The following is a 20,963-nucleotide window of genomic DNA, read 5'->3' as shown; positions in this document are numbered from 1 at the left end:
CGACCTGTGACAGGGACACGTCCCAGGTGACGGGCCTGGCGATCCCCGGGCCCCGCGCCCGTACGGCGGGTGCACCCGGGGCTCCGCCCCGCACCCCGCTCCTCGAACGCCGGAGGGGCTGGATCTTCAGAACGCCGGGCGCTCCGGATCCAGCGCCGCCCGCCCGTCCACCGGCGAGGACGCCTCCGCGTAGTGGCGGCGCGGGATGCGCCCCGCCCGGTACGCCAGCCGGCCCGCGTCCACCGCGTGCCGCATCGCCGCCGCCATCAGCTCCGGCTCCTGGGCCCGGGTCACCGCCGAGGCGAGCATCACCGCCGCGCACCCCAGCTCCATCGCCAGCGCCGCGTCGGACGCGGTCCCGGCCCCCGCGTCCAGGATCACCGGGACCCCGGCCCGCTCCACGATCAGCTCGAAGTTGTGCGGGTTGCGGATGCCGAGCCCGGAGCCGATGGGGGAGCCCAGCGGCATGATCGCCGCGCACCCCACGTCCTCCAGCTTCCGCGCGAGGACCGGGTCGTCGTTGGTGTACGGCAGCACGGTGAACCCGTCGTCGACCAGGATCTCGGCTGCGTCCAGCAGCTCGATCGGGTCGGGCAGCAGGGTCCGCTCGTCGGCCATGACCTCCAGCTTGATCCAGTCGGTGCCGAGCGCCTCCCGGGCCAGCCGGGCGGTGAGGACGGCCTCGCCCGCCGTGTAGCAGCCCGCCGTGTTCGGCAGCACCTGGATGGAGAGCCGCTCCAGCACGGAGAGGACCGACCCCCGCACGGTCGGGTCCAGCCGGCGCATGGCGACGGTGGTCATCTCCGTCCCGGACGCGATCAGGGACCGCTCCAGCACCTCCAGGCTCGGCGCCCCGCCGGTCCCCATGATCAGCCGGGAGCCGAAGGCGGCCGGCCCCAGGGTGAAGACGTCGTCGGACATGGTCAGCCTCCCTGTACGGCGGTCAGGACTTCGACGCGGTCGCCCTCGCCGAGTGTGGTGGCGGCCCACCGGCCGCGCGGCACCACGCACTCGTTGACGGCGGCGGCGACCCCGGAGGGCGCGGTGGTCAGGGTGGCGACGAGGCGGTCCAGCGCGGTGCCCGCGTCGAGGGTACGCGGCTCCCCGTTGACCGAGACGGATACCTGAGGGCTCATGCGGACTGCTCCTGGAGGGCGGATACGGGGGCGGCTCCGGCGGACGCGAACCGGCCCGGGGCGAACGGGCGGGCCACCTCGGGCAGCTCGCCGGTGGTCAGCGCCTCGGCCATCGCGTCGCCCGTGACGGGCGTCAGCAGCACACCGTTGCGGTGGTGGCCGGTGGCGAGGAGGAGGCCGGGCAGGGCGGTGGGGCCGAGCAGCGGGGCGTTGTCGGGGGAGGCGGGGCGCAGTCCGGCCCGGGTCTCGGTCAGCGGCAGCTCGGTGATGCCGGGCACCAGCTCATGGGCGTCGCGCAGCAGCTCGTAGACCCCGCCCGCGGTGACGGTGGTGTCCCAGCCCAGCTCCTCGCTGGTGGCGCCGACGACCAGCTCGCCGTTCTCCCGCGGTACGAGATAGACGTGGCCGCCCCGGACGACGGCCCGCACGGTCCGGCTGAGGAAGGGGGCGTACGCCGGGGGCACGGTGAGCCGCAGGACCTGGCCCTTGACCGGGCGGACCGGCGGCAGAACCTCCTCCGGGAGCCCCGCTAGCCGCCCGCTGAGGCTGCCCGCCGCCAGGACGACCTGGTCGGCCCCGACCCCCGTACCGTCAGCGAGCACGGCTCCGGCGGCCCGGCCCCCGGTGACGGTGAGCCGTTCGGCGGGGGACCTGCGGAACACCACCCCGGCCCGCTCGCAGGCGGCCAGCAGCGCGGCGGCGAGCCGGCGCGGATCCACCTGGTGGTCACCGTCCACCCGCAGTCCGCCCCGTACCCCCGGCGCGAGCATCGGCTCCAGCCGGCGGCACTCGCGGCCGCTCAGCCAGACCGACTCCAGACCCGAGCGCTCCTGGAGGGCGTGCAGCTCCCGCAGATGCGCCCGGTCGTCGGAGTCCAGCGCGACTGCCAGCGTCCCGCAGGCGCGGAACCCGGTCTCCCGGCCGCTCGCCGCCTCCAGCTCCGCGACGAACTCCGGATAGCGGGCGGCGGAGGCGAGGTTGAGGCCGAGGAGCATCTCCTCGCCGTAGTGCAGTTCGGTGACGGCGGCCAGCATGCCCGCCGCCACCCGGGCGGCCCCGCCGCCCGGATCGGGGTCGGCCACGGTGACGGCCAGCCCGCGCTGGGCGGCCCGCCACGCGGTGACCAGACCGATGATCCCGCCCCCGATGACGAGGACGTCGGATCCTGGATCTCCTCCCGGAACCCCTGGGGTCCTTCCCGGAGTTCCTGAGCCTTCCCCCGGATTTCCGGAGGTCCTCCCCGAGACGCGCATGGGTGTCCAGCCCCTCCCTTCGCCGGCATGACCCGGATCAGGTTCGTACGGTCGGAGGCGCTCCAGCCTCCCTCTCAGCCCGGTGCGTCCGGGCTCCCGCGAGTGTTCTACCGTGGCCAGCCTAAACCCACCCGCGCACGGCACAGCCAAGGGAGCAGCGACCGTGGCCCGTTCGCTCGACGGACTCGTCCTCTCGCCCGTCGCCGACCAGGCCCCCGGCCAGGTGGGCACCCGGACCCGCTTCACGTACCACGAGGAGAACGGCCGGATCTGGGCCGAGTACGCGGGCGGTGACGTGGTCCACGGCCATCTCGTCGGCACCCGCGACGGGGACGGACTCGACTTCCGCTACGTCCAGCTCAAGCGGGACGGAACCACCTCTTCCGGACACTGCCTCTCCACCGTCACCGAACGCGCCGACGGCCGGGTCCGGCTGGAGGAGCGGTGGGAGTGGGAGTCCCAGGAGGGCAGCGGGACCAGCGTGGTGGAGGAAGTCGCCGACTGACGTCATGTCAGCTGAATAGACTGGTACACGTGAGCGAGCAGACGGAAGACCACGCGGCGCGGGAGCGCACACGGAACGTCGTGATCGTCGGAGCGGGCATGGCGGGCGTGCAGACCGCCGTCGCCCTGCGGGAGGCCGGTTTCACCGGACCCGTCACGCTGATCGGCGCCGAACCCCACCAGCCCTACGACCGGCCGCCGCTGTCCAAGGCGGTGCTCCTGGGGAAGGCCGAGGACTCCGCCTTCGACGTGGACTTCGAGGCGCTGGACATCACGCTCCGCCTCGGCCTCGACGTCACCGCCCTGCGCGCCGCCGACCACGTGCTGGACACGGCGGAGGGGCCCGTCCCCTACGGCACGCTGGTCCTGGCGACCGGCGCCGAGCCCCTGGCCCTGCCCGGCACCGAGGGTGTTCCCGGCGTGCATCTGCTGCGCACCCTGGACGACGCCGCCCGGCTGCGGCCGGTCCTGGAGGAGCGGCACGACGTGGTGGTCGTCGGGGCGGGGTGGATCGGCGCCGAGTTCGCCACCGCCGCCCGCGCCGCGGGGTGCGCGGTCACCGTCGTGGAGGCCGCCGCCCGCCCGCTGGCCGGGACGCTGCCCGCCGAGGTCGCCGCCCCGATGGCCGACTGGTACGCGGAGAGCGGCGCCGAACTCCTCACCGACGCCCGGGTGGAGCGCGTCGAGGAGTCCACCGTGGTCCTCGCGGACGGCCGGACCCTGCCCGCCGGGGCCGTCGTCGTCGGCATCGGCGCCCGCCCCGCCACCGGCTGGCTCACCGGCTCTGGGATCGAGCGCGGCGCGGACGGCTCGATCACCGCCGACAGCGCCCTGCGCACCTCCCTGCCCGATGTGTACGCCGTCGGGGACTGCGCCTCCTTCCCCTCCGCCCGCTACGGCGAACGCCTGCTGATCCACCACTGGGACAACGCCCTCCAGGGCCCGCGCACGGCCGCCGCCGCGATCCTGGCCGCGGAGAGCGGCGAGCCGCTCCCGGTCCACGACCCCGTCCCGTACTTCTGGTCCGAGCAGTTCGGCCGCTTCGTGCAGTACGCCGGGCACCACGCCCACGCCGACACCCTGGTGTGGCGCGGCGACGCCACGGAGGCCGCCTGGTCGGTCTGCTGGCTGAGGGCCGGGGCCCTGGTCGCCCTGCTCGCGGTGGGGCGCCCGCGCGACCTCGCCCAGGGGCGCAAGCTCATCGAGTCGGGGGCCGTCCTCGATCCGGAGCGGGTGGCCGACCCGGCCGTACCGCTCAAGTCCACCGCCCTGTGACGCCGCCGGCCCGGCCCGTGCGACCCCCGTACGGTCGGCCCGGCTACCGGCTGTCAGTCCCGGATGGCACGCTTGTCCCTGTGACCGAGATTGACGCAAAGACCGATGCTCTCGTCCCCGCCTGGCTCCACCTCCCCGACATCGCGGACATGCTCGATGTCGAGGTGACGCGCGTCCGGCAGCTGGTCAAGGAGGGCCAGCTCATCGCCGTACGCCGTGGTGAGAACCGGACGCTCCAGGTGCCTGCCGCCTTCATCGACGGCAGCAAGGTGGTCAAGGGCCTCTCCGGCACCCTGACCCTCCTGAGGGACGACGGCTTCTCCGACGAAGAGATGCTGGAGTGGCTCTTCACTCCCGACCCGACCCTGCCCGGCACCCCCGCCCAGGCGCTGAGCGAGAATCGCGGTACGGAGGTGAAGCGCCGCGCCCAGGCGCTCGCCGTCTGACCGACACGATCAGGAAGCGGTGTACGGGCCCCGCGCGCGGGGCCCGTACACCGCCACGACCACGGGGGGACTCCACCATGCCCACGCCTCGCGAGCAGCTGTCCGACGCCCGGCTCTACCTCTGCACGGACGCCCGCAGGCGCCAGGGCGACCTCCCGGCCTTCCTGGACGCCGTGCTCGCCGGCGGTGTCGACATCGTCCAGCTCCGGGACAAGGGCATGGAGGCCGCCGAGGAGCTGGAGCACCTCGCGGTCTTCGCCGACGCCTGCCGCCGCCACGGCAAGCTCCTCGCCGTCAACGACCGGGCCGACGTCGCCCACGCCATCGGCGCCGACGTCCTGCACCTGGGCCAGGGCGACCTGCCCGTGCCCGCCGCCCGCGCGATCATCGGCCGGGAGCGGCTGATCGGCCGCTCCACCCACGCCGAGTCCGAGGTCGACGCCGCCGTCGCCCAGGACGGCGTGGACTACTTCTGCACCGGCCCCTGCTGGCCCACCCCCACCAAGCCCGGCCGTCACGCCCCCGGCCTCGGCCTCGTGCGGTACGCCGCCTCCCTGGCGCAGCCGCGCCCCTGGTTCGCGATCGGCGGGATCGACGCGGACAACCTGGACGATGTGCTGGAGGCGGGCGCCCGCCGGATCGTGGTCGTCCGCGCGATCACCGAGGCGGACGATCCGGCCGCCGCCACCGCCGAGCTGGCGAAGCGGGTCCGCGCGCACGCGCTCTGAGCAGCGCTTTCGTGATGGTCCCGGAGGGGTCTTGTCCCAAGGGGTGGACGTCGAAAAGGGTAAATCAAGACAAGAGCCCCCGCTCTGGTTGGGGGAGTGTCCACCCCCTGGTTAACCTCCCCCTATGGCCCTTGGGACAGCTTCCACCAGGACGGACCACGCACGCACCGTGCGTGACATGCTCGCGACCGGCAAAACCTCGTACTCCTTCGAGTTCTGGGCGCCCAAGACCGAGAAGGGCGAGCGCAACCTCTGGAGCGCGCTGCGCCGGATCGAGGCGGTGCGGCCGAGCTTCGTCTCGGTGACCTACGGGGCCGGTGGCTCCACCCGGGCCGGGACGGTGCGGGCCACCCAGCAGATCGCCGCCGACTCCACGCTCACCCCGGTCGCCCACCTCACCGCGGTGAGCCACTCGATCGCCGAGCTGCGCAACATGGTCGGCCAGTACGCCGACGCCGGGATCAGGAACATCCTCGCGGTCCGGGGCGACCCGCCCGGCGACCCGATGGGCGAGTGGGTCGAGCATCCGCAGGGCGTGACGTACGCGGCCGATCTCGTCCGCCTGATCAAGGAGGCCGGCGACTTCTGCGTCGGCGTCGCCGCCTTCCCGGAAATGCACCCGCGCTCCACCGACTGGGAGACCGACATCGGTCATTTCGTCGACAAGTGCCGGGCCGGGGCCGACTATGCGATCACCCAGATGTTCTTCCGTCCGGAGGACTATCTCCGGATGCGTGACCGGGTGGTCGCCGCGGGTTGCGAAACGCCGATCATTCCCGAGGTCATGCCGCTCACCAGTGTGAAGCAACTGGAAAGATTCTCGCAGCTCAGCAACGCGACGGTGCCGGAGCCGCTGAAAGAGCGCATCCTCGCGGTCAAGGACGATCCGGCCGCTGTACGCTCCATTGGCATCGAGTTCGCAACGGAGTTCTGCGCGAAACTGCTGTCCGAGGGTGTGCCCGGGCTGCACTTCATCACGCTCAACAACTCGACGGCAACGCTCGAGATCTACGAAAATCTCGGACTGCACAGGCAGTCGTGACCGGCCGTACCCGCCCCCGAGCGGCTGCGGCCGCAGGAGGGGGCGGGCGTGGGCTGGACGGTCCTCTACATCGCATTCGGTCTGGTGGCGCTGTGGCTGCTGGGTGAGGTGCTGCTGCAGTACAAGGCACGGCTGCGCTGGCGGCTCCTCGCCTTCGGCGGCTTCCTCGGAGTGGTCATGGGGGTCCTGCTCGCCTCCGTCCCGGTCATCGTCGTCGGGACCCTCGCCTTCGCCACCGGCCAGACCTATGTGACGCTCTCCTTCCGGCGCGGCTTCTCCACCGGCTGGGCCATCGGCGGCAGCCCGGGGGAGAGCCGCCGTCGCCGGGGCGGCGGCGAGCGCGCCGCCGCCAAGGAGCCCACGCTGGAGGTCTCCGGCCTGGAGGTCTCAGACCCGGCCACCCCCCAGGCCGGCGACTCCTTCGGCCACGGCACGGGCACCCCGGCCGCCGCCTCCGACGCCCCCACCTCCGTGTACGAGCCGCTGCCGCTGCCCGACGACACCGGCCAGTACGGCGTCTACAGCGACTCCGGCGACCGGGGCAGCCGGGACGACCAGCAGCAGTACGCGGCGGACGGGGCCCAGCCGCAGTTCGCCGCGTACGACCCGTACGGCGGCTACGACCCGCACCAGACCCAGGACGGCTCCGCCGGGCCGTACGACTACGGGACCGGCCCGCAGAGCTACGCCGCCTACTCCGACCCGTACATCGGCACCACCGGCGCGTCCGCCTCCTACGGCGGCTACGACCCCTACGGCAACGCCTACGACAGCCAGGGCGGTCAGCAGAGCTACGCCGACCCCTACGCCCAGGGCTACGCCGCGGACCCGTACACCACGGACACCCCGCCCGGCGGCGTCTGGGTCCCGCAGCAGCGCGACGCCGAGCAGTACCGCCCGATGGAGCCCGGGCAGCCCGCCCCGTACGGCCAGGGCAACGGGGGCACCAGCGGCAACGGCCACGACACCGGCCAGAACGACCAGTACCGCTACTGAGGCGGTCCGTTGCCCGGGTGGTGGGACCCGGCGGCGCCCCCGCTCACTGCGAACCGCGGAAGCCGTCGCCCTCCACCACGAGTCCGGCCACCAGCGTCCCCGACATCCCGGCGTGCGCGAGCCCGCCGCCCGGGTGCGACCAGCCGCCCGCCAGATAGAGCCCCGGCAGCCGGGTGAGGTTGCCGGGGTGCAGATACGCGCCCTCCGCACCGGCCAGCGCCGGCGGCGGCACCGCACCGCCCTCGGCCCCCGTCTCGGCCTCGGTCTCCGCGGGCGTCCGGACCTCCGTGTGCAGGATCCGCTCCCGCAACCCCGGAACAGCCGCCTCCGCCCGCTCCACCAGCAGCTCCGCGAACCGCTGCCGCACCGCCGGGTCCGTCCACTCCACCGGGCCCTGCGGGGCCACCACCGCCGTCAGCGTCACCGCCTCGTGCGCCTCGTCCGGCCGGGTCGCCGGGTCGTCGGGGCGCAGCACCGTCACCGTCGGGTGCGCGGCGACCCGCCCCCCGAACACCGCCTCCCGCTCCGCCGCCGCGTCGGCGCTGTGCACCACGGTCCGGTGCACCGCGTCCGCGTCCCGGCCCCCGCGCAGCGAGAGCAGCACCGTGAACCGGCCCGGCACCGCCGGACCCGACCGGACCGTCACATCGCCCGCGCCCCACACCTGCTGACCCGGCACCAGCTCCGCGCGCGGCCGGACCCCCAGCACCACCCGGTCCGCCTCGGCCACCGCACCGCCGGCCAGCTCCACGCCCGCCGCCCGGCCGTCCTTCTCCAGGACCCGGACCACCTCCGCGCCGAAGGCGAACTCCACCCGCCGGGCCACGCACCGCTCGTACACCGCGCGGGCCAGCTCCCGCATCCCGCCCATCACGTACCAACTGCCGAAGGACTGCTCCATGTACGGCAGCAGCGCGGCGCTCGCGGGCGCGGTGCGCGGGTCCAGCCCGTACGACAGGGCGTATCCGTCGAGCAGGGCGGCCAGCCGGGCGTCCCCCAACTCCAGGGCGCCGATCTCCGCCACGGTCGCCGCCCGCCGGGTGCGCAGGAGCCGGCGCTGCCGCAGGGCGGGATACGGGTCACGCGCCAGCACCTGGTGGTCCGCCCGCAGCGGCTCCTCCAGCAGCGGCCTGCGCGACCGGTCCCAGGCGTCCCGGGCCCGCTCCAGGAAACCGGTCCACCGCTCCCCGGCACCGCCGCCGAGCGCCGCGTCCAGGGCGGAGGCCACCCCGGCGCGGGAGGCGTTGGGCAGCGAGACCGCCGTGCCGTCCGCGAAGAGATGGCGGCTCGCCGGGTCGACCTGGGTCAGCGTGACGCACTGCTCCAGGGACTCCCTGCCGGTCTTCACGAAGAGGTCCCGCTGGACGGCGGGCAGATGCAGCAGACCGGGCCCGGTGTCGAAGACGAAGCCCGCGTGCTCATGGCGGCCGAGCGAGCCGCCGTAGCTCGCGGACCGCTCGTACACCGTCACCTTGTCACCCGCGACGGCGAGCCGGGCGGCCGCCGCCATGGCGCCCGTCCCGGCGCCGATCACCGCAATTCGTGCCATGCCGGTGACCTTATCGGCCACCGCCGACGGCTCAGCCGGGAGGCAGCGGACCGCCCGTCGCGGCCAGGCGTTTCTCCTCGCGGCGCTGGGCCCGGCGGCGCAGGAAGCGGCGGATCCGGGAGGCCAGGAAGACCACGAGGACGATCCCGAGGACCAGCAGCACCCCGGCGATCACGGCCGCCGCCACCGGATTGAATATGGCGAACGTGACGACCCCGGCCACACCGAGGTCCTCCACGATGCTCATCCCGATGTTGCTGAACGGCTCCGGGGAGGTGTTGACCGCCATCCTCGTACCGGCCTTCACCAGATGGCTCATCAGCGCCGTCGACCCGCCGATCGCCCCGGCCGCCAGCTCCGGCAGCGAACCGCTCTCCCCGGCGAGCAGGGCCGCGATCACCGCGCCCGCCACCGGGCGGATCACCGTGTGCGCGGTGTCCCAGACGGAGTCCACGTACGGGATCTTGTCGGCCACCACCTCGCAGAGGAAGAGCACACCGGCCACGATCAGCACATCGGTGCGCTGGAGCGCGGCGGGGACCTCGTCGGAGACGCCGGTCGCGCCGAACAGGCCGAGCAGCAGGACCACCGCGTAGGCGTTGATCCCGCTCGCCCAGCCGCTTGTGAACACCAGAGGGATTACGGACACGGGGGAGATCGTAACGACCGGGCCCGGCGGCCGGATGGTGCCGGGGGCGCACTCCTGAGTACCCGTACTCAGGAGACGAGATGAGTAGGGGAGCGGATAGGCCCGGACCTGCCCGGACGGAAGAGTGGTGACCACGGAAGGGGCGCGGCCCCTGACGGAACGGGGGTGCCCGACGGCGGACCCGGGGACCACGGGGGACATACGGGGTCACGGGGAACGGGTCCGACGGACGCACGGAAGACGCCGGTCCGGTGAAGCTCGCAGGGGGATGCGAGCTCCAGCGGCCGGCGTCTTCGTGTTCTCCGGACCGTGCCCTTCCGCTCCGGGACCCGCTTCTCCGGGACCGTGCTTCTCCGGGACCGTGCCTCAGCGGCCTCAGCGGCCTCAGCGGCCTCAGCGGCCTCAGCGGCCTCAGCGGCCTCAGCGGCCTCAGCGGCCTCGGCGGCTCAGTGTCCGCTGACCCGCCCGTGGAGCAGCAGCGAGAGCGCCGAGTGGACCTCGTCGATCGAGCGCTCGGGCTGGAACGCCTGCCAGTCCAGCGCCGCCACCAGCACCATCCCGACCAGGGCGGCAGCCGTCAGCGGGATGTCGATCTCCTCGCTCAGCTCACCGCTCTCCACCGCCTCGCGCAGCACGCCCTCCACCACCGCGACGGCCTCCTGCCGCACGACCAGCAGCGTGGACTGCCAGGCGCGGTTGGTGCGCCACAGCTCGGCCACGTACAGCTGGGTGAAGGCCGGGTAGCGGTCGATGAAGGCGAGACCGGCCCGGATCATCGAGTCCAGCGCCTCGACCCGGGTGCCGCCGCGCTCCGCGGACTCCTCGGCGGCCGCCCGCAGCGAGGCGGTGAGGAGGCCGACACCGTGCCGGAGCAGCTCCTCGAACAGCTCGGTCTTGCTCTTGAAGTTGTAATAGACCGTGCCCTTGGCCACCCCGGCCCGCTCGGCGATCTCGTCGACGGTGGTGGCCGAGAACCCCTTCTCGGCGATGAGGGTCACCGCCGCCTCGTAGAGCCTCTGCCGGGTGGCCTGGCGGCGCGTGGTGCCACTGCTTTCCATGAGGCCGATTCTCCCAGCTTCCGGGGCGCTCACAGGCTCAGCTCCGGGTGCAGCCGGCTCAGGCTCCACACCTGCTTGCGCCGCGCGGTCCACGCGGTCAGGGCGAGCGCGCCGACGGTGAAGGCGGCCAGCACCGCGCAGCCCAGCCAGACCGGGCCGAGGGGACCGCCGGTGATGAGCCTGCGCAGCCCCTCCACGACGTACGTCATGGGCAGGTACGGGTGGATCGCGCCGAAGAAGCCGGGGCTGGTCTGGACGGGGTACGTGCCCCCGGCCGAGGTCAGCTGGAGCATCAGCACCACCAGCACCAGGATGCGTCCCGCCGCGCCGAAGCAGGCGTTCAGCCACTGCACGATCGAGGCGAAGCAGCAGGTCACCAGGGCCAGGAAGGCGACCGTGCCGGCCGAGCGCGCCATCTCCAGGCCGAGCCCCCAGTGCAGGACGGCCATCAGGGCACCGACCTGGAGGACGCCGATGGCGGCGACCGGGAGCCAGCCGGCGAGGGCGATCCGCCAGGCGGAGGCGCCGGTGGAGAGCGCCCGCTTGTTGAGCGGCTGGATGATCATGTAGGCGACCATCGCGCCGACCCAGAGGGAGAGCGGGATGAAGTACGGGGCGAAACCGGTGCCGTAATTGGGCGCCGCGTGGAGGGACTTGGAGGCCAGCTTCACCGGGTCGGCCATCACGTCGGTCCGGGCGTCCCGGTCCTTCTTGTCGTAGTCCGGGATCTTCTCCGCGCCGTCGTGGAGCCCCTGGGCCAGTTCGGCCGAGCCGTCCCCGAGCCGGAACAGCCCGCCGTCCAGGTTCTCGGCGCCCGACTTCAGCTTGCCCATGCCGGTGTCGAGGTCGGCCGAGCCGGTACGGGCGTTGCCGAGGCCGGTGGAGACGTCCGCCGCACCCTTGGCGACCTTGTGGGCACCGGTGTTGAGGGCGTTGACGTCCTTGACCGCCTGCTCCAGGTCGGAGTCCAGGGACGGTGCGCGCTTCGCCAGGGTCTCGGCCTGCTTCTGGAAGTCCGCCAGATGGGCGGTGAGCCTCTTCAGCTCGCCGTTCTGGCCGCCGACCACCTTGTTGACGTCGGCTGCGACCTTGGCGACGTCCGCCGCCGCGTCACCGGCCTTCTTCAGCGCCGGGCAGGACGCCTCGTCGGGCTCGGCCGCCTCCTCGCACCGGGTGCGGTACACCCCGGCGAGTTCGTCGGACGCGGTACGGGCGTCGGCGGCCGCGGTCGGGGCGAGCGCCGCCAGCCGCTCCAGCTCCTCGCGGGTGGTCCTCGAACCCTCGGAGACCAGACGGGCGGTGTCCCCGATGGCCTTGCCGTGCTCCTTGAAGAAGGGGCGGGCGTCGTTCGCGATGCCGTTGACCTTGTCGGCCAGCGTCTGGGTGCCGCCGGCCACCTGCCTGGCACCGGTGGCGACCTGGCCCGCGCCGGAGTTCAGCTTCACGATCCCGTCGGAGAGCCGCTTGCTGCCCTCCTTGGAGTTCTTCAGGCCGTCGGCCAGCTCCTTGGAGCCCTCCTTGGCCTTCGATATCCCGCCCTTGAGGTCGTCGGCGCCCTTGGCCGCGTCGGCGGTCTTGTCGTGCAGATCGGAGAAGTTGATGAAGATGCGGTCCAGGAAGCCCCGGGAGGCGTTGGTGGAGGCGGCGTTGCGCACCTCGCCGAAGACCGTCTTCGAGATCTGCCCGACGATGTAGTTGTTGGCGTCGTTCGTCCGCACCTGGAGCGCGCCCGTCTCGGGGGAGTCCCCGCCGCTGGACGCGATCTTCTCGCTGAAGTCGGACGGCATCGTCAGCGACAGGTAGTACGTCCCGTCCTCGACGCCCTTGGCGGCCTCCGCGGAACTCACCTCGTGCCACGCGAACACCTGGGAGTCGAGCAGCTTCCCGCTGATCTCGTCCCCCGCCTCGACCCGCTTGCCGTCGCTGGTGGCTCCCTTGTCGTTGTTGACCAGGGCGACGGGCAGCTTGTCGAGGTTGCCGTACGGGTCCCAGAACGAGAACAGGTACAGGGCGCCGTAGAGCAGCGGCAGGAGCAGCAGGGCGACCAGCGCGGCGGCCGGGAGCTTCCCCCTGCGGAACCGCCGCAGCTCAAGCGCGGCCAGCTTCGGCGATCGCATCGGCCGTCTCCTTCTCGGTGGTGGGGGCGGTGGGGGCGTCCTCGGCGGCGGACCTGGTGAGAGCGTCCTGGGCGGTGGGTGTGGTCCGGACGGTCAGGGCGTCCTCGGGCGCCTCGCTGCACACGGCGAGCACGGTGGTGCCGGAGGCGGCTACGGACCGCAGCAGCTCCCAGGCGTCGGCCCGTTCGGCGGGGGAGAGCTTGAGGTCGGTGTCGTCCAGGGCCAGCAGCCGGGGGGTACCGATCAGGGCCAGCGCGACGGAGAGCCGCAGCGCCTCCAGCCGCTCCAGGTCCCGTACGGAGGTGCGTTCCGCCTTGGGCAGGGCGGCGGTGTCCAGTCCGGCGGCCTCCAGGGCCGCGTCGATCCGGGCCCGGGCGGTGGCCCGGCGCTCGGCCCGCGGGCGCAGCAGGGTGCGCAGGGAGGCCCCGTAACGGCCCTGGAGCAGGGCGCGTTCGCGCAGGTGCTCGCCGACCGTGAAGGCGGGGTCCAGCTCGCTGACGCCGGGCACGGGGCCGAGGGCGGCGATCCGGCGCACCGGGGCCGCCTTGCGGGGCAGTTGGAGCCCGCCGACCCGGGCGCTGCCCTCGGTGGCGCGCATGCGGCCGGTCAGGGCGAGCAGGAGGCAGGTACGGCCGGACCCCGAGGGCCCCTCGACCGCCACCAGCGCCCCCGGCGGAGCGCTGAAACCCACATGGCGAAAGGCCCAGCCGCGCGGCCCCTTGAGTCCGAAGTCCTCGGCGCCGACCGCGGCGCCGTGCGGGCTCTCCACAGACCCTCCCCTGATCTTTGAACTGACTGGTCAGTGCAAAAAAGTTAGCCCGAACTCGCGCTCGAAGCAAAACCGCAGGTCGGGGAAGGGTTCTGACCGATTGTCAGTGGGGGCCGCCACCATGGATGCAGACGGCCAGGGAGCCGTCACACGACGACAGGAGGTTCGTCATGGCCAGCTCGTCCGCAGCCGCCGCCCCGCGGCGCCGCACAGTCAGCCCTGCACCCTCACTGACCGGTCCCGCCGACGATGTGCACCCCGTGCTGCGCCGCACCACGGCACCGCCCGCCGCCCTCGACCTCCTCGCCAAGGCCCGCGCGGGCCTCGACGAGGCCGCCGTGCTCCCCGAACCGAACGAGCGCTACGCCACCGCCCATCTCGCGGCCCTGCGCACGGCGGCCGCCGTGCTGGCCGCCCGGGGCCGCCCCGAGACGAACAAGCGCCACCGCGACCGCATCCGCAGCGCCTGGGACGTCCTCCCGGAGACGGCCCCCGAGCTGGCCGACTGGAGCGCCCTCTTCGCCGCCGGCGCCTCCCGCCGGGCCCGCGCGGAGGCCGGCATGCCCGGCGCCGCCAGCGCCCGGGACGCGGACGACCTGCTCCACCACGCCGACCGGTTCCTGCGCCTGGTGGAGCGGCTGCTCGTCCTCCAGCCGGTCCTCCCGCAGCCGCGGACGGGGAGGCCCGCCGCAGGGTGAGACGGCCGGTGCCGGATGACCGGGACGGCGGTGCGAGGCAATAGGGTGGTGGACGCTCACACCACCACCTGCACTGTTCACGCTCCGCCGTCCCCGGCGGCCCGTGCCGAGGAGTCATCTGCCGTGTCGGACCAGCCGCGCCCCCGCGCCTCTCTCCGTACCGCCGTGGTCTGGGAGGTCCTGAAGGAGGCTCTGGACCGTCAGGCCGCGTCGGCCGGCCGGGATGCCCTGGACGTCCTGGACACCGGCGGCGGCACCGGCAACTTCGCGGTGCCCGTCGCCAGGCTGGGACACCGGGTCACCGTCGTCGACCCCAGCCCCAACGCGCTCTTCGCGCTGGAGCGCCGGGCCGCCGAGGCGGGGGTCGCCGACCGCGTCCGGGGCGTCCAGGGCGACATCCTCGGCCTCTTCGACGTCGTGGAGCGCGACGGTTTCGACGCGGTGCTCTGCCACGGCGTCCTGGAGTACGTCGACGACCCCGCCGAGGGCGTACGGAACGCGGTGGCGGCCCTGCGCCCCTCCGGTGCCCTCAGCCTGCTCGCCGCGGGCCTGGGCGGGGCCGTCCTCGCCCGTGCGCTGGCCGGCCACTTCACCGAGGCCCGGCAGGCACTCACCGACCCGGCGGGCCGCTGGGGCGAGGGCGACCCGGTACCCCGCCGCTTCACCGCCGACCAGCTCTCCGAGCTGGTCTCCGGGGCCGGTCTCGACGTCGGCGCCGTGCACGGCGTGCGGGTCTTCGCCGACCTCGTCCCGGGCGTCCTGGTGGACACCGAGCCCGGGGCGGTGGACGCGCTCCTCAAGCTGGAGGCCGCCGCCGCCGAGCTGCCCGCCTTCCACTCCGTCGCGACCCAGCTGCACGTTCTGGGCGAGAAGCGCGCCTGAACCGACCGTCCGGACCGGCCCCCGGGAACCCCCGCGAGGGCCGGTACGGTGCTGATCAGCAACGAAGCTGCGGACGGAGTAGGACTCGGGACCCCCGTAGCGGGCAGGAGCCCCGTATGATCGGGTGACACCATCCGGCATGGCGGATCGGTCGTCGGGGAATCTACGCCTCAGCAGCCGAGCCGACATAGCGGTCCGGACTGGCTGAACGCTAGAGGGCGGGTTTCACGGGGGCGAATCCCTGCCTATCCTGGAAGGGCCGCATACCGGTCGCCCCCGCGGCCGACGACGAGGAGGATCCCGTGCCGCTCTCGGAGCACGAGCAGCGCATGCTCGAGCAGATGGAGCGAGCGCTGTACGCCGAAGATCCCAAGTTCGCGACAGCGCTCGAGGGAAGCGGGCTGCGTACGTACACCCGTAAAAGGGTCTACCAGGCGGTCGCTGGCTTCCTGGTGGGTATCGCGCTCCTCATGGCCGGAATGGTCGCCCAGCAGATCTGGATCAGCGTGGTGGGGTTCCTCGTCATGCTCGGCTGTGCCGTGCTCGCGGTCACCGGCTGGCGCAAGGCGCCCAAGCCCGGTGAACAGCAGCAGGCCGCCGCGGGCGGCGGCTCGCGCCAGCGCCCCAGACAGCGGCGCTCGGTGATGAACCGCATCGAGCAGCGGTGGCAGCGCCGCCGCGACGAGCAGGGCCAGTAGAACACTTCCCGGCCCACGCCCCGCCTCCACGGCGGGACGGACCGCGCCGGGCACGAGGTACGACCCGAACGGCTGAGGGGCGCCCGCGATTTCTGCGGGCGCCCCTCAGCCGTTGCGTTCCGGGTGTTCTGATGTGTGCCGTGCCGTCGTGCGGCCGGCCCCGGCCCGCCGCCCGGTACTGCGGGCGGCGGGCCAAGGACCGTGGCCTTCGTGCCCCAGCCGCTCAGCCGTGCTGGCGGGACAGCCTGCGCCACCGGGCCGACCAGCGGCCCCGGCCCGGGCGGTCCGTCCACCGCTGGACGAGCGACGCCCAGCGGTCCGAGACCGCCCACGCCACCCGGACGGCCGAGCGGGGTGCCAGCTTCGCGCGGAGCCGCGCGCCCCGGCCGGCGGAGGCGTCGAGCCCCGCCCGTACCGTCAGCGCGTCCTCGGTGAGACCGGCCGCGGCGCGCGGCTCGGGGGCGTACAGCACCTGCTCCACCGCGCCCGCGATCCGGTGCACCGCCTCGGCCGCCATGGTGTCGAGCCCGCCCCGCCGGACGATCCGGGCCGCCGCCTTGCGGGGCGTCAGCGATTCGTCCGGAGCGATGCCGTAGTCCCAGGCGCAGTCGGTGACCTCCTCCCAGACGGCCAGGACCCGGGCGGCCGCGTCCGCGGGCGTACGCCCCCCGGAACCGAGCCGCCTGTTCCGCGCCAGCGTCCGCCAGAGCAGCGGCAGCAGGGGCAGCAGCAGGACCAGGAGCGCGCCGAGCACCACCAGCAGGACCGTGGACACCGGGGTGCCGCCGTCGGTCGGAGCGACCGGGGCGGGGGCCGCGGAATCGCCGCACTCACCCTGTCGGCGCATCTGCGGCGAGCAGCTTTCCGGGGCGGACGGAACCGCGGACGGGGCGGCGGAGGCACCGGCCGACGGCTGCGCCGGATCGCTCGGACCGTCCGTGGGGGTCTCCGGAAGGGTGTACGTCGGAGTGGTCCCCCGGCTCGGGGTGGGCTCGAACCGGGTCCACCCCACCCCCTCGAAGTACAGCTCGGGCCAGGCGTGCGCGTCGCGCAGCCCGACCGAGTACGAGCCGTCGCCCTGGAGCACGCCCGGAGTGAAGCCCACCGCGACCCGGGCCGGGATGTCCAGGGTCCGGGCCATCGCGGCCATCGTGAAGGAGAAGTGGACGCAGAACCCCTCCTTGTCCCGGAGGAACCGCGCTATGGCCGACGACCCGGTCCCCGAGCTGACCGAGGTGTTGTACGTGAAGCCGCCCTCGGAGGCGAACCAGCTCTGGAGCTTCACGGCCCGCTCGTAGGCGTTGGCCGACCCCTCGGTGATCTCCTCGGCCTGCTCGGCCACCACGGCCGGCAGCGAGTCGGGGACCTGCGTGTACTCCTGGAGCAGCTTCTGCGGGGGCCGCCCGGCCGCCGCCAGCTGGGCCGCGGTCGGCTCGACGATCAGGCTGGAGACCTCGTACTGCGCGCCGCCGGTGTTCTGCCCCTTGTCGCCGATGAGCGTGCGGCCCTCCGGCTCGTACCGCCAGCGGCCTTCGACCGAGACCTCGCTCGCCGGGTAGGGGAGCGGCAGGTAGTCCTGCTGGTAGGAGGGCGAGGAGGAGATGTTCGTCCGGATCTCGGTGACGGCGACGTCCCGGCCCAGACCGGTGGGCTGCGGGAGGCGGCCGGGCACATCCGTCAGCCGCCGGGTGGAGGAGCGCCACTCGCTGCCGTTGAACTCGTCCAGGGACAGGATCCGCAGATAGAGGTCGCGCGGGTCCTGGGCGTTGGTGCGGTACGTCATCACCTCCCGGTTCTCCGGCTGGTTGAGGTTGTCCTTGAGCGAGACCAGCGGGTTCACCGCGGAGATCGTCCCGCCTCCGCTGCCCCGGCCGCTCCCGCCGCCGGTGGGGCCCAGGAGACCGCTGTCCAGGGCGGGCAGGGCGAGCGGCACGACCAGGGCGATGCCCAGCGCCAGCACACCGATGCGCCGCCCGTTGCGCACCGAGGCGGCCGGGCCCCCGCTCCGGCCGGAGAGCCCGTCCGACAGCCCGCCCGGGGACCGGCGGGCACCGCCGAAGACCCGCCCCCACTGGGAGAGCCGGTCACGGCCCTCGGCCAGCAGGAGCAGCAGATAGCCGGAGGCGGCCAGCAGGAACCAGAGCCAGCCCGTCCCGCCGTCACCGAGCCCCGCGGCGATCGAGTACAGCGCGAGCAGCGGCAGTCCGGCCGGGGCCGCGCTGCGGAACGTCACCGCGAGGGCGTCCACCGCCAGCCCGACCAGCACCACGCCGCCGACCACCACGAGCCGGAGGCCGTCCGTCATCGGGGCCGGGATGGCGTACGTACCGATGTCCTCCCCGCCCGCCACCAGCAGCTCACCGAGGCGCATCACGGCCTGCGGGCCCGGGAGCAGGCCGAACAGGGCGTGGTCCCGGGCGAACACCAGGGTCAGCAGGAGCAGGGTGACCAGCATCTGGCAGGCGATCGTCAGCGACCGGGCCAGCGGCACCCGGCGGGCGAGCGCGCCCACCCCGCTCTGGGCCGCGAGCAGCAGCGCCGCCTGCACGAGCCAGCCCGCCCCCTCCACGAGGGGGAGCAGCGCCCCCGCGCCCAGGAGTGTCGCCGCGAAGGCGCAGAGCGCCAGCCTGGCCCGCCCGCTCATGACCATCCCCCCGGAAAACCTGTCGGGCCGCCGTTCCCGGCGGACTCGGTGTCGGCGCGGAGCTGCCCCGCCAGCTGCCACAGCGCGGGCAGCTCGGACCCCGGCGGCACGGGCACCACGATCCAGCCCGCCTCGCGCAGCTGCCGCAGCCGCTCCTCGGACACCCCTGGCGGGTCGAGGAGCAGTTCCATGCCGCCGGACCAGCGGGCGCTGTCCAGGACGAAGGCGACGCCCGCCCCGGCGCGCTGCCGCATCCGGGCCGCCACCGAGGTCTGCTCCTCGTCGAGATCGCCGAAGAACGCGATCAGCAGCCCTTCGTTGCCGCCGCGCAGCACGTCGTGGGCGCGTGAGAGGCCGCCGCCGTCGGAGTGGCCGACGACCGCGAGCGTGTCGAGCATCAGCCCCGCCGAGTCCGCGGACTCCTGGGTCGAGCCCGCGAAGCCGTCGGATCCCTCCCCGGGGACCGCGTTCCCGTCGTCCGTGAGCAGCCGTACGGCGAAGCCGCGCTCCAGCATGTGCACCAGCGCGGAGGCCGCGCCCGAGACCGCCCACTCGAACGCCGAGTCCGGCCCGGCGCCCGCGTAGGCGATCTGCCGGGTGTCGAGCAGCACCGTGCAGCGGGCCCGCTGCGGCTGCTCCTCGCGGCGCACCATCAGCTCGCCGTAGCGCGCGGTGGAGCGCCAGTGGACCCGGCGCAGGTCGTCGCCGTGGCGGTAGCCGCGCGGGATGATGTCGTCCTCACCGGCCAGCGCGAGCGAGCGCTGCCGCCCGTCCCCGTACCCCGAGGCCTCGCCCGCCAGCCGCAGCGGCGGCAGCGGGACCGTGCGCGGGACGACGACGAGGGTGTCGTACGCGCTGAAGGAGCGGGTCAGCTCGCACATCCCGAACGGGTCGTTGAGCCGCAGCTGCAACGGGCCCAGCGGATAGCGGCCGCGCAGGTCGGAACGGACCCGGTAGGACACCTCGCGGCGGCCGCCCGCCTCCACCCGGTCCAGCACGAACCGGGGCCGGGGCCCCAGCACGTACGGCACGCGGTCCTGGAGCATCAGCAGCCCGGTGGGGAGCCGGGAGACGTTGTCCATCCGCAGGTGCACCCGGGCCTCCGTGCCCGCGGGCACCCGGGACGGCGAGAGCCGCCGGGTGCCGGTCACCCGGTAGCGGGTGCGGTAGAGCACGACCACGCAGACCAGGGGCAGCACGGCCAGCAGCAGCCCGACGCGCAGCAGATCGCTCTGGCCCAGGACATAGGCGCAGACGGCGGCGGCCACCCCGGCGGCCAGGAAGGAGCGCCCCCGGGTGGTGAGCCCGCCGAGCGCCGCGCGCAGCCCGCCCTTGCCGGAGCCGTCCTGTTGTACGGCGCCGGGCTCGCCGGCCGTCATCACAGCCGCCGGGTGCCGGGCTGCTGCTGGCCGTAGAGCGGGCGGGCCGCCCCGTTCCCCGTCCGGTCCGCGGGCGCGGCGCCGCCCGAGGTCGGGACCGGGGTGCGCTGGATGATCTCCAGCACCACCTGCTCCGCCGTGCGGCGGTTCAGCTGGGCCTGGGCGGTGGGCAGCAGCCGGTGGGCGAGGACGGGCACGGCCAGCGCCTGGACGTCGTCCGGCAGGGAGTAGTCACGGCCGGACAGGGCCGCCGAGGCCTTAGCGGCGCGCAGCAGGTGCAGCGTGGCGCGCGGGGACGCGCCGAGTCTGAGGTCGGGGTGGCTGCGGGTGGCCGCGACCAGTTCCACCGCGTACCGCCGCACGGTGTCGGCGACGTGCACCGTACGGACCGCGTCGATCAGCTTCACGATGTCGTGGGCGTGGGCCACCGGCTGGAGGTCGTCCAGCGGGGAGATGCCCCCGTGCACGTCGAGCATCTGCAGCTCGGCCTCGGGGCTGGGGTAGCCGATGGAGACCCGGGCCATGAAGCGGTCGCGCTGCGCCTCGGGCAGCGGGTAGGTGCCCTCCATCTCCACCGGGTTCTGGGTGGCCACCACCATGAAGGGGTCGGGCAGCTCGTAGGTGTGCCCGTCGATGGTGACCTGGCGCTCCTCCATCGACTCCAGCAGCGCCGACTGCGTCTTGGGGGAGGCGCGGTTGATCTCGTCGCCGATCACGATCTGAGCGAAGATCGCGCCGGGCTTGAACTCGAAGTCGCGCCGCTGCTGGTCGAAGATCGCCACACCGGTGATGTCGGACGGCAGCAGGTCCGGTGTGAACTGGATGCGGCGCACCGAACAGTCGATGGACCGTGCCAGCGCCTTGGCCAGCATGGTCTTGCCCACCCCGGGGACATCCTCGATGAGGAGATGGCCCTCGGCGAGCAGCACGGTCAGGGAGAGCCGTACGACCTCGGGCTTGCCCTCGATCACACCCTCCACCGACCTGCGCACCCGCTCCACCGTGGTCGTCAGATCAGTGAGGCTCGCTCGATCGTCATAGGTCGTCACCCGGCCCTCCTCGGCCCTTCGTGCGCATGGGCCGACGAACGTACCCGCCCTGCCCACCCCGGAATTCGGACACTCCTCCGGAAGGCCCGGA

Annotated in this window: 20 protein-coding genes and 1 riboswitch; of the genes, 9 read left to right on the top strand and 11 right to left on the bottom strand. The window is 73.7% G+C overall.

Going from position 1 to position 20,963, the window contains the following annotated elements; translation table 11 throughout:
• Nucleotides 1–126: 126 nt before the first annotated feature.
• The 3 genes from ACQ9ZG_RS07340 to thiO all read right to left on the bottom strand — a co-directional run bounded on the left by ACQ9ZG_RS07340 (nucleotide 127) and on the right by thiO (nucleotide 2,389).
• Nucleotides 127–921 carry a thiazole synthase gene (locus ACQ9ZG_RS07340; protein ID WP_084996048.1) on the bottom strand — a complete coding sequence of 265 codons (795 nt, stop codon included), beginning with the start codon at nucleotides 919–921 and terminating at the stop codon, nucleotides 127–129.
• Nucleotides 922–923: 2 nt separating this feature from the next.
• Complete coding sequence (thiS, locus tag ACQ9ZG_RS07335) at nucleotides 924–1,136, bottom strand: sulfur carrier protein ThiS (RefSeq protein ID WP_018486660.1); 213 nt, start codon at nucleotides 1,134–1,136, stop codon at nucleotides 924–926.
• Nucleotides 1,133–2,389, bottom strand: a complete 1,257-nt coding sequence (gene thiO, locus ACQ9ZG_RS07330) for a glycine oxidase ThiO (protein ID WP_499280146.1) — start codon at nucleotides 2,387–2,389, stop codon at nucleotides 1,133–1,135. The genes thiS and thiO overlap by 4 nt, the downstream gene beginning before the upstream one ends.
• A riboswitch (TPP riboswitch) is annotated at nucleotides 2,387–2,499 on the bottom strand. It overlaps the preceding gene by 3 nt.
• 53 nt (nucleotides 2,500–2,552) lie before the next feature.
• Here thiO and ACQ9ZG_RS07325 point away from each other — a divergent pair.
• The 6 genes from ACQ9ZG_RS07325 to ACQ9ZG_RS07300 all read left to right on the top strand — a co-directional run bounded on the left by ACQ9ZG_RS07325 (nucleotide 2,553) and on the right by ACQ9ZG_RS07300 (nucleotide 7,380).
• Nucleotides 2,553–2,894, top strand: a complete 342-nt coding sequence (locus ACQ9ZG_RS07325; protein ID WP_109914352.1) for an avidin-fold protein — start codon at nucleotides 2,553–2,555, stop codon at nucleotides 2,892–2,894.
• Nucleotides 2,895–2,923: 29 nt separating this feature from the next.
• A complete protein-coding gene (locus tag ACQ9ZG_RS07320) occupies nucleotides 2,924–4,168 on the top strand; it encodes an NAD(P)/FAD-dependent oxidoreductase (protein WP_499280145.1) in 1,245 nt (414 codons plus the stop codon).
• 80 nt (nucleotides 4,169–4,248) lie between these two features.
• Complete coding sequence (locus ACQ9ZG_RS07315) at nucleotides 4,249–4,614, top strand: Rv2175c family DNA-binding protein (protein WP_018486656.1); 366 nt, start codon at nucleotides 4,249–4,251, stop codon at nucleotides 4,612–4,614.
• 77 nt (nucleotides 4,615–4,691) lie between these two features.
• Entirely contained in the window at nucleotides 4,692–5,342 is a 651-nt protein-coding gene (gene thiE, locus ACQ9ZG_RS07310) for a thiamine phosphate synthase (RefSeq protein WP_109916632.1), read from the top strand.
• A gap of 124 nt (nucleotides 5,343–5,466) precedes the next feature.
• Nucleotides 5,467–6,384 (top strand): methylenetetrahydrofolate reductase [NAD(P)H], encoded by a 918-nt coding sequence (metF, locus tag ACQ9ZG_RS07305; RefSeq protein ID WP_109916633.1) that lies wholly within the window; start codon nucleotides 5,467–5,469, stop codon nucleotides 6,382–6,384.
• Between the two features lie 48 nt (nucleotides 6,385–6,432).
• A complete protein-coding gene (locus tag ACQ9ZG_RS07300) occupies nucleotides 6,433–7,380 on the top strand; it encodes a hypothetical protein (protein ID WP_109916634.1) in 948 nt (315 codons plus the stop codon).
• Between the two features lie 43 nt (nucleotides 7,381–7,423).
• Here the strand turns inward: ACQ9ZG_RS07300 and ACQ9ZG_RS07295 are convergent, their stop codons facing one another.
• The 5 genes from ACQ9ZG_RS07295 to ACQ9ZG_RS07275 form a co-directional block, all read right to left on the bottom strand.
• Nucleotides 7,424–8,929 carry a phytoene desaturase family protein gene (locus ACQ9ZG_RS07295; RefSeq protein ID WP_136016043.1) on the bottom strand — a complete coding sequence of 502 codons (1,506 nt, stop codon included), beginning with the start codon at nucleotides 8,927–8,929 and terminating at the stop codon, nucleotides 7,424–7,426.
• Nucleotides 8,930–8,960: 31 nt separating this feature from the next.
• Nucleotides 8,961–9,578: a DUF4126 domain-containing protein gene (locus ACQ9ZG_RS07290; protein ID WP_026237268.1), complete on the bottom strand. Its 618-nt coding sequence runs from the start codon at nucleotides 9,576–9,578 to the stop codon at nucleotides 8,961–8,963.
• A 446-nt stretch (nucleotides 9,579–10,024) separates the two neighbouring features.
• Nucleotides 10,025–10,636 (bottom strand): TetR/AcrR family transcriptional regulator, encoded by a 612-nt coding sequence (locus ACQ9ZG_RS07285; RefSeq protein WP_028415605.1) that lies wholly within the window; start codon nucleotides 10,634–10,636, stop codon nucleotides 10,025–10,027.
• Between the two features lie 29 nt (nucleotides 10,637–10,665).
• A complete protein-coding gene (locus ACQ9ZG_RS07280) occupies nucleotides 10,666–12,753 on the bottom strand; it encodes a YhgE/Pip family protein (protein ID WP_109916328.1) in 2,088 nt (695 codons plus the stop codon).
• Nucleotides 12,725–13,522, bottom strand: coding sequence for an ATP-binding cassette domain-containing protein (locus ACQ9ZG_RS07275; RefSeq protein ID WP_499280143.1), 798 nt, complete (start codon nucleotides 13,520–13,522; stop codon nucleotides 12,725–12,727). Before ACQ9ZG_RS07275 ends, ACQ9ZG_RS07280 begins: the two co-directional genes overlap by 29 nt.
• 170 nt (nucleotides 13,523–13,692) lie before the next feature.
• On the opposite strand from ACQ9ZG_RS07275, the gene ACQ9ZG_RS07270 reads away from it, so the two are divergent.
• From ACQ9ZG_RS07270 to ACQ9ZG_RS07260, 3 genes are all read left to right on the top strand, one after another.
• Nucleotides 13,693–14,220, top strand: coding sequence for an SAV_6107 family HEPN domain-containing protein (locus tag ACQ9ZG_RS07270; RefSeq protein WP_028415608.1), 528 nt, complete (start codon nucleotides 13,693–13,695; stop codon nucleotides 14,218–14,220).
• A 123-nt stretch (nucleotides 14,221–14,343) separates the two neighbouring features.
• Nucleotides 14,344–15,102 carry a class I SAM-dependent methyltransferase gene (locus tag ACQ9ZG_RS07265; protein ID WP_028415609.1) on the top strand — a complete coding sequence of 253 codons (759 nt, stop codon included), beginning with the start codon at nucleotides 14,344–14,346 and terminating at the stop codon, nucleotides 15,100–15,102.
• 302 nt (nucleotides 15,103–15,404) lie between these two features.
• On the top strand, nucleotides 15,405–15,800 hold the full coding sequence (locus ACQ9ZG_RS07260) for an SCO2097 family morphological protein (protein ID WP_018486645.1): 396 nt from the start codon (nucleotides 15,405–15,407) through the stop codon (nucleotides 15,798–15,800).
• A 223-nt stretch (nucleotides 15,801–16,023) separates the two neighbouring features.
• Here ACQ9ZG_RS07260 and ACQ9ZG_RS07255 read toward each other — a convergent pair whose 3' ends face one another.
• The 3 genes from ACQ9ZG_RS07255 to ACQ9ZG_RS07245 are packed head-to-tail and all read right to left on the bottom strand — an operon-like array spanning nucleotide 16,024 to nucleotide 20,872.
• On the bottom strand, nucleotides 16,024–18,444 hold the full coding sequence (locus tag ACQ9ZG_RS07255) for a transglutaminase TgpA family protein (RefSeq protein ID WP_499280142.1): 2,421 nt from the start codon (nucleotides 18,442–18,444) through the stop codon (nucleotides 16,024–16,026).
• Nucleotides 18,441–19,823, bottom strand: a complete 1,383-nt coding sequence (locus tag ACQ9ZG_RS07250; RefSeq protein ID WP_109916318.1) for a DUF58 domain-containing protein — start codon at nucleotides 19,821–19,823, stop codon at nucleotides 18,441–18,443. The genes ACQ9ZG_RS07255 and ACQ9ZG_RS07250 overlap by 4 nt, the downstream gene beginning before the upstream one ends.
• Nucleotides 19,823–20,872 (bottom strand): AAA family ATPase, encoded by a 1,050-nt coding sequence (locus ACQ9ZG_RS07245; protein WP_028415612.1) that lies wholly within the window; start codon nucleotides 20,870–20,872, stop codon nucleotides 19,823–19,825. The genes ACQ9ZG_RS07250 and ACQ9ZG_RS07245 overlap by 1 nt, the downstream gene beginning before the upstream one ends.
• Nucleotides 20,873–20,963 lie beyond the last annotated feature (91 nt).

It is taken from the genome of Streptomyces araujoniae, assembly GCF_050871195.1.
GTDB lineage: Bacteria > Actinomycetota > Actinomycetes > Streptomycetales > Streptomycetaceae > Streptomyces > Streptomyces bacillaris.
This window is presented reverse-complemented; position numbering and strand designations above follow the sequence as displayed.